The sequence below is a fragment of the Pseudomonas shirazensis genome (assembly GCF_050496565.1).
GTDB lineage: Bacteria > Pseudomonadota > Gammaproteobacteria > Pseudomonadales > Pseudomonadaceae > Aquipseudomonas > Aquipseudomonas shirazensis_A.
On record NZ_JBNWAE010000011.1, the window covers coordinates 182,033 to 193,781 of the forward strand.

General features: G+C 56.4%; 9 protein-coding genes. 2 read left to right on the forward strand and 7 right to left on the reverse strand.

Annotated elements, in window-relative coordinates; translation table 11 throughout:
• Window positions 1-50: 50 nt before the first annotated feature.
• Both uraD and puuE read right to left on the reverse strand, forming a co-directional pair.
• The gene (uraD, locus tag ACQZ2L_RS17520) at window positions 51-566 is read right to left on the reverse strand and encodes a 2-oxo-4-hydroxy-4-carboxy-5-ureidoimidazoline decarboxylase (protein ID WP_430327143.1); all 516 of its coding nucleotides are present in this window, start codon (window positions 564-566) and stop codon (window positions 51-53) included.
• Window positions 566-1,492 carry an allantoinase PuuE gene (puuE, locus tag ACQZ2L_RS17525; protein WP_430327144.1) on the reverse strand — a complete coding sequence of 309 codons (927 nt, stop codon included), beginning with the start codon at window positions 1,490-1,492 and terminating at the stop codon, window positions 566-568. Before puuE ends, uraD begins: the two co-directional genes overlap by 1 nt.
• A gap of 388 nt (window positions 1,493-1,880) precedes the next feature.
• On the opposite strand from puuE, the gene uraH reads away from it, so the two are divergent.
• Entirely contained in the window at window positions 1,881-2,234 is a 354-nt protein-coding gene (uraH, locus tag ACQZ2L_RS17530; RefSeq protein WP_103436700.1) for a hydroxyisourate hydrolase, read from the forward strand.
• 119 nt (window positions 2,235-2,353) lie between these two features.
• Here uraH and ACQZ2L_RS17535 read toward each other — a convergent pair whose 3' ends face one another.
• The 5 genes from ACQZ2L_RS17535 to ACQZ2L_RS17555 form a co-directional block, all read right to left on the reverse strand.
• A complete protein-coding gene (locus ACQZ2L_RS17535; RefSeq protein WP_430327145.1) occupies window positions 2,354-3,247 on the reverse strand; it encodes a hypothetical protein in 894 nt (297 codons plus the stop codon).
• Between the two features lie 45 nt (window positions 3,248-3,292).
• Entirely contained in the window at window positions 3,293-4,180 is an 888-nt protein-coding gene (locus ACQZ2L_RS17540) for a DUF6708 domain-containing protein (RefSeq protein WP_430327146.1), read from the reverse strand.
• Between the two features lie 115 nt (window positions 4,181-4,295).
• Window positions 4,296-5,180, reverse strand: coding sequence for a DUF6708 domain-containing protein (locus ACQZ2L_RS17545; RefSeq protein WP_430327147.1), 885 nt, complete (start codon window positions 5,178-5,180; stop codon window positions 4,296-4,298).
• 5 nt (window positions 5,181-5,185) lie between these two features.
• The gene (locus ACQZ2L_RS17550; protein WP_430327148.1) at window positions 5,186-8,179 is read right to left on the reverse strand and encodes a T6SS effector BTH_I2691 family protein; all 2,994 of its coding nucleotides are present in this window, start codon (window positions 8,177-8,179) and stop codon (window positions 5,186-5,188) included.
• A gap of 311 nt (window positions 8,180-8,490) precedes the next feature.
• Window positions 8,491-9,840 carry an NCS2 family permease gene (locus ACQZ2L_RS17555; RefSeq protein WP_430327149.1) on the reverse strand — a complete coding sequence of 450 codons (1,350 nt, stop codon included), beginning with the start codon at window positions 9,838-9,840 and terminating at the stop codon, window positions 8,491-8,493.
• A gap of 352 nt (window positions 9,841-10,192) precedes the next feature.
• Between ACQZ2L_RS17555 and ACQZ2L_RS17560 the strand changes: the two genes are divergently transcribed.
• Complete coding sequence (locus ACQZ2L_RS17560; protein ID WP_430327150.1) at window positions 10,193-10,957, forward strand: GntR family transcriptional regulator; 765 nt, start codon at window positions 10,193-10,195, stop codon at window positions 10,955-10,957.
• Window positions 10,958-11,749: the final 792 nt, after the last annotated feature.

The window sequence follows — 11,749 nt, forward strand, 5'->3', positions numbered from 1 at the left end:
GCCCTGGGTACGCTCGCGTGGCGGACTCGGGCCAGACCTTGTGGCAAGCCTTACAGCTGCAGCAGGCGGAACAACGCGATCAGGTTGATCTGCGCCAGCGCCTCTTTGAATTCGACATCGGCATCGTTGTGAATGCGGGTTTCGAACGCCGCCAGAATCTGGTGCCGGTTACTGCCCTTGACCGCCATGATGAACGGGAACTGGAACTTGGCCTTGTAGGCATCGTTGAGTTCGGTGAAGCGGGCGAACTCTTCGGCGGTGCACTGGTGGATACCGGCGCCGGCCTGTTCATTGGTGCTCGATTCGGTCAGCTCGCCCTGGACGGCGGCTTTGCCGGCGAGGTCCGGGTGAGCGTTGATCAAGGCCAGCTGGTCGGCGTGGCTGGCGCTGAGCAGGATGTCGCTCATGCGCTGATGCAAGGCTTCGATCTGGTCCAGCTCGGCCAGTTGACCGAGGTCATAGGCCTTCTCGGCCACCCACGGCGAGTGCTCGTAGATGTCGGCAAAGGCGCTGACGAACGCGTCACGGCTCAGGGTCGAAGGAGTCAGGGTCTTGAAGGCGGTCATCAGGCGTTCTCGTTCTGGTACGGGTGGGTGGTGTGCCAGTGGCGGGCGATGTCCACGCGACGGGCAAACCAGACCTGGTCATGGCTCTTGGCGTATTCGACGAAGCGCTTCAGCGCTGCCAGCCGCGCCGGGCGACCGACCAAGCGGCAGTGCAGGCCGATCGAGAGCATCTTCGGCGCTTCGGCGCCCTCTTCGTAGAGCACATCAAAGGCGTCTTTGAGGTACTGGAAGAACTGCTCGCCGCAGTTGAAGCCCTGCACCTGGGTAAAGCGCATGTCGTTGGTGTCGAGGGTGTACGGGATCACCAGATGCGGCTTGCCGGTCGGGTTGTTCGGCTCCCAGTAGGGCAGGTCGTCGTCGTAGGTGTCGCTGTCGTAGAGGAAGCCGCCTTCTTCCATCACCAGCCGACGGGTGTTGGCGCCGGTGCGGCCGGTGTACCAGCCCAGTGGGCGCTCGCCGGTCAGCTCGGTGAGGATGCGGATGGCTTCGAGCATGTGCTCGCGCTCCTGCGCCTCGTCCATGTTCTGGTAGTCGATCCAGCGGTAGCCGTGGCTGCAGATCTCATGGCCGGCTGCGGCCATGGCGCGAATCACATCCGGATGACGCTGCGCGGCCATGGCCACGGCGAAGATGGTCAGCGGTACGCCGGTGTCCTTGAACAGCTTGAGCAGGCGCCATACGCCAGCACGGCTGCCATACTCGTACAACGACTCCATGCTCATGTTGCGCTGACCCTGCAGCGGCTGGGCAGCAACCATCTCGGACAGGAAGGCTTCGGACTCCTTGTCCCCGTGCAGAATGTTGCGCTCGCCGCCTTCTTCGTAGTTGAGCACGAAAGACAGGGCAATGCGGGCGTTGCCCGGCCATTGCGGGTGAGGTGGGTTGTTGCCGTAGCCGATCAGGTCGCGAGGATAGTCAGCGCTCACTGCAGTCTTCCTTCTTGTACGTTGTGCAGGTGATGGGTGGACCCGCGTCGGGTTGTCGCACTCACCGGATGGGCTGATTGTATACAACTTCTGAAATCTTTTGTAAGCCTGATTTTCTGCATTTCTGCCCTTTTGTCGCTTGAGAACCGGTTGCAAGAAACCTGCCCATCTGGTCAGCTAACGGTCCTTGTACGCAGGTTAGGCCTTTATCCGCTGCTGTGTCGCGGTTTTTTTTCGGCGGCGCGGGGGTTGTCACGGAAGGACTTAAAAAATTGTGTACAATCTGAAGTCAAAGTGTCTTAATGGCTTCATTCCCACTCACGGCGGGCACTGATCTGGTGCCGCCGAGTATTTTCTGCCCACGATTTGAACAAGAGGCGACAAGCACATGGGACGTTTGACCACTCACGTACTGGATGCCGCGCATGGCTGCCCGGGCAGCTCGATCAAGGTCGAGTTGTACCGTGTCGAAGGCCAGCAGCTGGAACTGGTGAACAGCGCACTGACCAACAGCGACGGCCGCGTCGACGCGCCACTGCTGCAGGGCGACGACTACCGTACCGGCGTGTACCAGTTGCAGTTCAGTGCTGGAGATTATTACCGAGCTCGGGGCGTGGCGTTGCCAGACGCGGCGTTCCTGGATGTTGTAGTGCTGCGCTTCGGGGTTGATGAGCAACAAGAGCATTATCACGTGCCCCTGTTGATCTCGCCCTACAGCTACTCGACCTATCGCGGAAGCTAGTTGGTCGCTAGAAGAATCTTCGTAGGTCTTTGGCCCGCTCTCACACTGGCGGGCTTTTTTTCGTCTGGGGGTTTTGGGTCTGGGCGGGTGATTCAGTTGGTCACGCGGCGCAGTCAGGGCTATTGGTCGTCTTCTTCGCTGGTTTGGCAGGGAGCTTTGACAAAGGCTCCAGCGGGGGCAGGGGCTTCGCGGATGCTGAAAAGCTGACAAAGGTAATACCAGCAGAGGGCGACGGTCAGATTGTACGGAAACAGGATGGCCCAGAAGGGCAGTTGCCAATACCTTTTGCCCTGCATCTCACCAGCTTCACCGGTGCGCCAAGGGGCATAGTGCCGCCATGCTTCTGCGGGTGGCAGAGCAACCTGGTGAATGGGTCGGTGCCACCAATTCGGTTCGGTAGGGACAGGCAGCGTCTCAGGGCCATGGTCCATAAAGTGACGGAGGTACTCCCACACCTCGGCAACATGTTTAACGCTGGGGTCATTGGGCTCATTACTGTCGACCCAAAGGCAGTCCTTTCGATTCCCTGAGTCGTCCTCACTGCGCGGCGAAAATGCCAGGGCATAGCTTGTTGTGAATGATGAGCCACCAAATTCTGTGCGCTGGAACAAGCCGCCTTCAACGCTGCTCCAATCAAGTGTGAACGTGGTTTGCAATTTTCTGTAGTAGATTCTTCTTGTGACTCGGTTAAAGTAGATGCTCGAGAAATTTCTTATTAAATATACGCGATAAACTAGAAATGGAGCGAACATGAAGGGTGCGGATATCAGTAGTCCTGCAAATAGATATGCGCCTTCAAGATCGTAATTGGCATCGGTTTCGTTTAGGTAGGGGTAGGTAAAGATCATTGTAGTAATAATTGCTGCGGTGTAGAGCTTTCCCATGGATATAGAGTCGGTCGCCCATGGGTTGCGCAAAACTAAGGTCTCACTGGATAGGCTTAAAAGCTGTCCGGATATCCTGGGAGCGGTATCGGTGGATGTTTCAACGTTGAATAGCCAGGCTATTGGCACAATGCTAATTTCCTATGTGGCGATGGCCAAGGGGGAAGATTGGCTTCATTTACGCTTCCTTTCAGATAAGTTCTCAGCAGGCACTTCTAGTGCCTCGGCGGGCGGTGGCGCCCCATTAACGTTGAACAGGCGGCACACCACGTACCAGCAAATTGCTACTGAGAGGTTGTAGGGGAAGAGAATCGCCCAGAACGGAAGCATCCAAGTTTTCTTCCCCTGCATTTCACCCCTCTCGCCACTGCGCCAAGGCGCGTAATGCCGCCATGCTTGTAATGGTGTGAGGCAAATCTCATGCAGAGGGATATAGAGCCAATTAGGTTCGCCGGGCGGTGGAAGCTTGTTTGGGCCGTGATCCATGAAACAGCGCAAATATTCCCAAGCCTGCGCGACATGCTTGATGTCCGCCTCGGTTGGTTCGTTACTATCGATCCATAGACAGTCTTTTTGATGGAGGCTACCGTCTTCACGACGCGGAGCAAATGCCAGTGCGTAGCAGTTGCTAAAAGAAGCGCCGCCATATTCGATGCGCTTGAACAAGCCGCCGTGAACATTTTCCCAATCAAAAATTACCAGTTTTCTTAAGCGTTGGTAATAGATTTTTTTGGTGGTACGGTTTAGATAGAAGGCTGATAATCCTTTTATATACCAGATTCGGTAGGCTAGAAAGGGCGCAAAAATAAACGGTGTAAGTAGGAGCATGGCTAATAGGTCGTATTCTCCTTCGAATGAGAAGTCTAGGCCCAAGATTTTTGGGTACACAAGAATCGCCATCGCCACAATCATGGCAGTGTATAATTTTCCCATGAATACGGAGTCGGTAACCCAGGGGTTGCGCAGAGCCAGCACTTCAGCGGATAGGCTGATCGTTTGATCTGCGATTCTAGGCGGTTCTGTGGTGGGGTGTTTGGTTGTAAAGAGCCAAATGACCGACATGCTTGTTGTCCTAGGAGGTAGAGCTCTAATATTTCGCCTGGCGCGTGCTCATTGGCGGGGGTGTAAGGCTTTATGTCATGAGAGTTGTGACGAGTTTCGGCAAGTAGGACATGTTTCATCTGAGCTTTCTTTCAGATAAATCGTTGGGTATTTCAAATGCCTCGGCGGGTGGTGGCGCCGCCTTGACGTTGAACATGCGGCAGATCACGTACCAGCTAACTGCTACTGAGAGGTTGTAAGGGAATAGAATCGCCCAAAAGGGTAGCATCCAAGTTTTCTTCCCCTGCATTTCACCCCTTTCGCCACTGCGCCAAGGCGCGTAATGCCGCCATGCTTGTAATGGCGTTAGGCAAATCTCATGCAGAGGGATATAGAGCCAATTAGGTTCGCCGGGCGGTGGGAGCTTGTTTGGGCCGTGTTCCATGAAGCAGCGCATATATTCCCAAGCCTGCGCGACATGCTTGATGTCCGCCTCGGTTGGTTCGTTACTATCGATCCATAGACAGTCTTTTTGATGGAGGCTACCGTCTTCACGACGCGGGGCAAATGCCAGTGCGTAGCAATTGCTAAAAGAAGCACCGCCATATTCGATGCGCTTGAACAATCCGCCGTGAACATTTTCCCAATCAAAAATTACCAGTTTTCTTAAGCGTTGGTAATAGATTTTTTTGGTGGTGCGGTTTAGATAGAAGGCTGATAATCCTTTTATGTACCAGATGCGGTAGGCTAGAAAGGGCGCAAAAATGAAAGGTAAAATTAGGTCCATGGCTAATAGGTCGTATTCTCCTTCGAAGGAATAGTCTGGTCCCAAAATTTGTGGGTACACAAGAATCGTCATCGCCGTAATCATGGCGGTGTATAATTTTCCCATGAATACAGAGTCTGTAACCCAGGGGTTTCGTAGGCTCAGTATCTCAGGTGATATGCTTATAATTTGGTCTGCGATTTCAGGTTTTTCTTTGGTGGAGGTTTTGCTTGAAAAAAGCCAAACGACTGACATGTTTGTTAATTTCCTAGGGTAAAGTGCGTGGTCAGCTCTACGTCACCTAATAAGCCTGTATTAATGGTGTAGGTTACAGCTAATGCTGCGTAGTGCTTGTTTTTGATTTCCTGTTTTATATGAATGATTAATCCAGCTCTGGTTAAGTAGCATTTGGGAGTGATTGCTAGATCTAAATTTGAGCCCTTTAGATTGTTGGAGCTTAAGCGGGCTGACCATGTACTTTGGCCTAATACGAAACCATGCAGTAGAATGGTAAATTCGGCGATGGGCTTCGGGGGGTGCAAGTTTATGTAGTTTGCGGAAGCTATGTTGTAGAAAGAAGTGGAATCGATTTGAATCCATTTGCTATCAATATGCGCTATGCCGAGTTTCTTTGTCTGCTCTGAAGATAGGTGTATGGGTGAGTAAGACTCTTTATGCCATTCGCTAATCTCTTCCCTAATATCTCGAAATGCCGGCAACTTCTTATTAATATCAAGAGCAATATATTCGCGAATTTCTCCATCATTCAAGTAGTTTCCAAAAACGCTTCTGGCTGCCCACAGTTCTATTGGGTAGTGAATTTTTTCGTTGGCTTTAGCATGCAGGTAGGATCCTGCCGCGATCACTGTAGCTCCGAGCATGACGATAGCTGCGGCAGCCCATCCGGCGAAAGGTATTGCGAAAGTTGCGCCTGTAATTGCAAGGCCTCCCTCTAATACCAACACTGATCCGAGGGCACTGGTTAATCCACCAGCACGTGTGTACCTTGAAGCTGCAGTGCCCCCATTGCTCATTTGCCGTAAGGCTTTCTCCCTGTCGGAATATGCGCCAAAAAATATGGCTGGATATCCCGAAAGTCGCGCGAATAAGTTGCTACTTAGAAATCTGATAAAGCTGTTGCCGAAGCTCGTCCCAGGAACTCTGGGGGTGAGCTTCAGCATCGCCGCTTTCTGTACGCCCCTGGTAGCAACAAGCGTAGCAGCTACCGCACCCATCACCCCGAAGATTGATGCGATAAATCCGGTCACATGCTCCGGTGTATCATTTTTCTGTAGATTGTTATAGGCGGCTCTTAAGCTGATCACATTGAACCAAAGCATTGCTGCATTTAGCGGTGCACTGCTAGTTGCAGTAAGTAGTCCAAGGAAGCTTGGTTTCACCCGAAGCTCAGTAGTCATCTCCACAGTCACAGTGCGCTTGCCGCTTATGTCTACTTTCCTGATTTCCTCAACATGTGCCATACCGCTCTTGAGGTATCGATCTACCTCTTGGCTGAATGGACTTTCCTTAAGAAGCTGGTCGGTAACGCTGTACCGGGCTGCTAGCAGTCCCAATGCTTTCTCTGCGTTGGCTTCGGACGCCGCCAAGAGCACCTGTTTGCGAAGGTTGTTACTGGCATCCCAGCGCGTCTTGCCGTTCATGCGCTTGAGCACTGTGGTCATGACCGACTGTGCGGTTAGGTCAGTAATGCTGGCCATCGCAGGGAAACGCCCTGCCAGTCCTTGGATTACATTGTCACTGCCGGCCAACAAGCTTCCGACAGAATCGGCTTTGTCCCTGAATGGATTAAACGGCGCCAGCGCCACATAAAGCGGGCTGTCATGCTGGTCAAGCCACTGGTCCAGTCGCTTGACGCGGCGATCCTCGCCGTCCGTGCCGGGCGCAGGCTGCCCCATCGGATGGATCAACAGTGCTAGAGACATCTCCAGTCCGGTGGCGGAGGTGCAGTCATCGCGGTCATAGCTAGCCAGTGCTGCAGCAAGGCTGGTGGGATCGTCGATATGCTGGTTTTCGGCTGTGCCCAGCCAGATGTCGTGGTCGTTACTGGCTTGCAGGGCTCGTTCGCGCAGCACGCTAATGCGCTGTTCCAACTCATCGCGTTCGGCCAGGAATCTAAGGTATTTGTCCGTATCAATCCTCAAACCGAGCCGTGCGCCGTGTTCCGAGTAGTTCTTGTGAGTTAGTGCTCGGTAACGTGCCTCAGCGGCAGGCGGCCAGGGCCGGCCTTTTGAAATACTCAACTGCCGCGCTGCTTCATCTATCGAACGTCGAGGCCGGGCTGGATACATGCTGACCAGCGTCTTGTCGAGCAGCATGGCCACCAGATTGCGGTGGTGGAAGTCGCGGCTTTGTGGGCTCAGGCGCTCTGCGTCCAGCCGAAAGCACTTGGGCACGCAGGCCTGCTCGGAATTCGACTCAGGCTCATGGTGATACAGTTGCTCGGACGGGATCAGATCGCGCATCTGGTGCTGATAGGCCGAAACCGACAGGCTCAGGTCCAACGCCATGCCCTCTGCGTCATTAAGCGCAACGACTGCGGGGATCTTCGGCTGGGTATACGGATACTGGCGGAGCATTGCGCCGAGGGAGCCCATCGGCAGGGTTTCCTTGATCGGGTGGCTGCTCCAGGTCAACGACATGCGTCGATCCTCGGGCTTGAAGTCTTCTACCCATTCCTTCAGCGCGCTGACAGGCAGTACGTGCGGCTGAGTCGAGGGCTGTTTGCTGCCGGCGACCAGTTCAGCAGTATCCAGCAGACGCATATGCCGCTTGCGCAGAGCCTCAGACTGGCAGATGCGGGCGGTCATGGCTTTGGTCCACAGGTGCGGGCTGTAGGCGATCCAGACTTCTTTGCCGGCCTCGGCGCTGGTGTCTGCCCAGACCCAGCCGAGGGTACGGCTGCCCATATAGCGTCTACGTCGGTTGTAGCAATCGAGGCCGCAATAGCGCAGCTCCTGATAGTGGCCGTCGCCGTCGTACTCGTGGATGACCAGCTTTTCGCGTTTCGTCCCCTTCATGAACACATACACATAGCCCGGGCGCAGAGCACGCAGGGTGTAGGCGGAGTGCTGCAGTGGGGCAAAGCCTTGTTCGAGGTTGAGACTGGACTCCGCGTAGCGATAAGTCGGGGCGTCGGCGGGCCGCGGGACGATGGCGTAGCGCACCGGCAGGATGGGCACACGGCCGCTGCAGGTGGGCCCCGAGGTTGCGCAGCTGACTGGAGGCTCGCTCATGAGCGCACGCTATTGTGTGCTGGCGTTGCCGCGAACGGAAGGCTGAGAGGCAGTGCAGTAGGATGTGACATGGGACGCGCTTCCTGCAGATCCGAGAAATGGCTCGGAATCATGAATTTCTGCAGAAGCTGTTGGATAGCAGACGAAGCCTACAGAGCTGTAGGAAAGTTCTCGCTGATGGGTAGGATTTGCCGCAGGTCAGCGATTTTAAGGGGTTAGATCGTCCCCGACAGGCCCCAGTGAGAGCCTGTGCGAGCCAACGCAGTCACTACCGGCGCGGCAAAAGCCAGGCGCCGGCGGGCAGGGGAGCTTTACAGGAAGACGAACTTGGCAATGAAGATCACGCACAGCACCCACAAGCTGGCAGAGATTTCCTTGTATTTGCCGGTACCCGCCTTGAGCACCACGTAGCTGATGAAGCCGAGGGCGATGCCGTCGGCGACCGAGAAGGTCAGCGGCATCATGATGACAGTGACGATCGCCGGGATGCTGTCGGTGGCTTCATCCCAGTTGATGTGGGCCATGCTGCCCATCATCAGCATCGCCACATAGATCAGCGCGCCTGCGGTGGCATAGGCCGGAATCATCCCGGCCAGCGGTGCGAAGAACATCGCTGCCACAAACAGCAGGCCGACCACAACCGCTGTCAGGCCGGTACGGCCGCCTGCAGCCACCCCCGCGGCACTTTCGACGTAGCTGGTCACCGGCGGTACGCCGACGGCGGCGCCGAATACGCTAGAGGCGCTGTCGGCCTTTAAAGCACGCGACAGGTTCTCGATCTTGCCGTCCGCCGACACCAGCCCGGCGCGCTGGGCGACGCCCATCAGGGTGCCGGCGGTGTCGAACATGTGCACAAACAGGAAGGCCAGCACCACGCTGATCATGCTGACGTTGAACACCCCGGCGACGTCCATCGCCAGCCAGGTTGGCGCCAGGCTTGGCGGCAGCGAGAACACGCCGCCGTACTGCACCAGGCCCAGACCCCAGCCAGCAAGGGTCACGCTGATGATGGCGATGAGGATCGCGCCGAATACGCGGTGGTAGCTGAGCACGGCGATCATCAGGAAGCACACGGCGGCCAGCAGTGGCCCTGGTTCATGGAGCGAGCCGAGCTTGATCAGGGTGGCGGGGCTGTCGACCACGATGCCTGCGGTCTTCAGGCCGATCAGCCCGAGAAACAGCCCGACGCCGGCGCCCATGGCATGGCGCAGGCTGACCGGGATGCTGTTGAGCAGCCACTCGCGCACGCGCGACAAGGTCAGGAACATGAACAGCACGCCAGAAACGAACACGGCACCCAGCGCCGCCTCCCAGGTGTAACCCATGGTGCCGACCACGGTGTAGGTAAAGAAGGCGTTGAGGCCCATGCCCGGGGCCAGGCCCACTGGCCAGTTGGCGTACAGGCCCATCAACAGGCAGCCCAGTGCGGCGGCGATGCAGGTCGCGACGAACGCGGCGCCGTGATCGATGCCGGCGTCGGCCATGATGTTGGGGTTGACGAAGATGATGTAGGCCATGGTGATGAAGGTGGTCACCCCAGCGATCATTTCGGTCTTGACGGTGGTGCCGTGTCGCTTGAGTTTGAAAATCCGTTCCAGCCAGCTCGTTTCGAGCGGTGGAGTGAGATCCAGCGTAGGGGCGTCGGATTTGCGGGTGTCCACTGCGAGTACTCCTCAAGTCTTTCTTGTTGTTCGGAACCAGTGTCCTGCGCTATGCACTTGGTGATTCCGCGAGGGTGAGGCAGACGTCTGACCGGTTTGTTGACTCATGGGTCAAGAAGTTGCTCGCTGGATTATGCGTTTGTGTACAAATAATGCAAATAATGTTTTATCTTTCCTGGGTACAATCTTGTAAATAGTGGCTATATGCCGAAATGGCCACCTGCAGAAACGGGTCAGCCTGTGTACAATGGGCCAGTACCTTACTTCTTATTTCCAACCAGGGCTTGCCAGCCACCCTCTGACAGGCAGTACAGTCAAGGTCCGATTGGCGGATTCCCATGCTCGAGTGCCCATGAACGAACAGCTGCAGCCTCTCAAGAAACCTGTACGCACCGGCAAGGCCGGGCGCAGTGGTACCCAGGACGACATCGTCTACGCGCATATTTTCGAGGCGATCCTCGAGCAGCGGCTGGCGCCGGGCACCAAGTTGAGCGAGGAAGCGCTGGGCGAGATCTTTGGCGTCAGCCGCACCATCATTCGTCGCGCGTTGTCGCGGTTGGCCCATGAGAGCGTGGTGTTGCTGCGGCCCAATCGCGGTGCCGTGGTTGCCAGCCCGACGGTTGAAGAGGCGCGGCAGGTGTTCTTTTCGCGACGGATGGTTGAGCGGGCGATCACTGAGCTGGCGGTGCAGCATGCTACGGCTGAGCAGTTGAACGAGTTGCGGCAGATGGTGCGTGAGGAGCGTGACAGCTTCTCGCGGGGTGATCGCGGGGCTGGGATTCGGCTTTCCGGGGAGTTTCACCTGAAGCTGGCTGAAGCTGCTGGCAATGCGCCGTTGGTGAGCTTCCAGCGTAGTCTGGTGTCGCAGACGTCTTTGATCATTGCGCAGTATGAGAGCGGGAACCGGTCGCACTGTTCTTATGACGAGCATATGCAGCTGATCGATGCGATCGAAGCGCGGGATGCGGGGCAGGCGGTTAGCCTTATGATGCATCATATGGATCATATCGATAGCAAGCTGAACCTCGATGAGGAGAGTGCTTCGGACGATCTGCATGCGGTGTTTTCGCATTTGTTGCAGAAGAAGCCTGCTCGGGTTTCTTCGGTTAAGGGTTGATTGTTTCTTGGGTTAGATTGGGGGCTTATCCATTCCTTGTGGTGTGTGAACGGGCCCCTTTCGCCCTTACGGCGAGTCACTTTTTTGGCAAACGCCCCAAAAAAGTAACCAAAAAAATGCTTGGCTCCACATCCGGCCCCTTCGCTGCGCTGCGGGGTTCCCTCGCTCCGGCATTGCTCCCGGGAGGATCGCGCTGAACGGGCCCTCCTGGCCCGCAGCGCTTGCCGGCCATCCATGGCCGGCACCTCCCTTCGCAAGACCTGCGCTCGGCCTTCTGAGTCGCCGGGGGATCAAGATCAAGATCAAGAGCACGCCTCGCTGCGCTGGCGCAGGGCGGGGCAGTGTGGATTTCGCAATTGTGGTTCGATGTTGGATTGCCGGGGCCGCTGCGCGGCCCTTTCGCGACACAAGGCCGCTCCTACAATTGACCGTGCAAGCCCGTTAGATATGGGTGTTCTCGGTCGGCGTAGGAGCGGCCTTGTGTCGCGAAAGGGCTGCGCAGCAGCCCCGGCAATCTCAACCAAACAAAAATCAGACAGCCACACCAATCCCGCTCTGCGCCAGCGCAGCGAGGCGTGCTCTTGATCTTGATCTACCAGCGACCTCAGAAGGCCGAACGCAGGCATTGCGAAGGGAGGTGCCGGCCATGGATGGCCGGCAAGCGCTGCGGGCCAGGATGGCCCGTTCAGCGCGGTCCTCCCGGGAGCAATGCCGGAGTGAGGGAACCCCGAAGCGCAGCGCAGGGGCCGTATGTGGGAGCGAGCCCTTTTTTGGTTACTTTTTTGGGGCGTC

Coding starts and splice junctions, on each gene's coding strand:
- ACQZ2L_RS17560 (WP_430327150.1), top strand. CDS start 10,193: ATGAACGAACAGCTGCAGCCTCTCAAGAAACCTGTACGCACCGGCAAG.
- uraH (WP_103436700.1), top strand. CDS start 1,881: ATGGGACGTTTGACCACTCACGTACTGGATGCCGCGCATGGCTGCCCG.
- uraD (WP_430327143.1), bottom strand. CDS start 566: ATGACCGCCTTCAAGACCCTGACTCCTTCGACCCTGAGCCGTGACGCG.
- ACQZ2L_RS17550 (WP_430327148.1), bottom strand. CDS start 8,179: ATGAGCGAGCCTCCAGTCAGCTGCGCAACCTCGGGGCCCACCTGCAGC.
- ACQZ2L_RS17540 (WP_430327146.1), bottom strand. CDS start 4,180: ATGTCGGTCATTTGGCTCTTTACAACCAAACACCCCACCACAGAACCG.
- ACQZ2L_RS17545 (WP_430327147.1), bottom strand. CDS start 5,180: ATGTCAGTCGTTTGGCTTTTTTCAAGCAAAACCTCCACCAAAGAAAAA.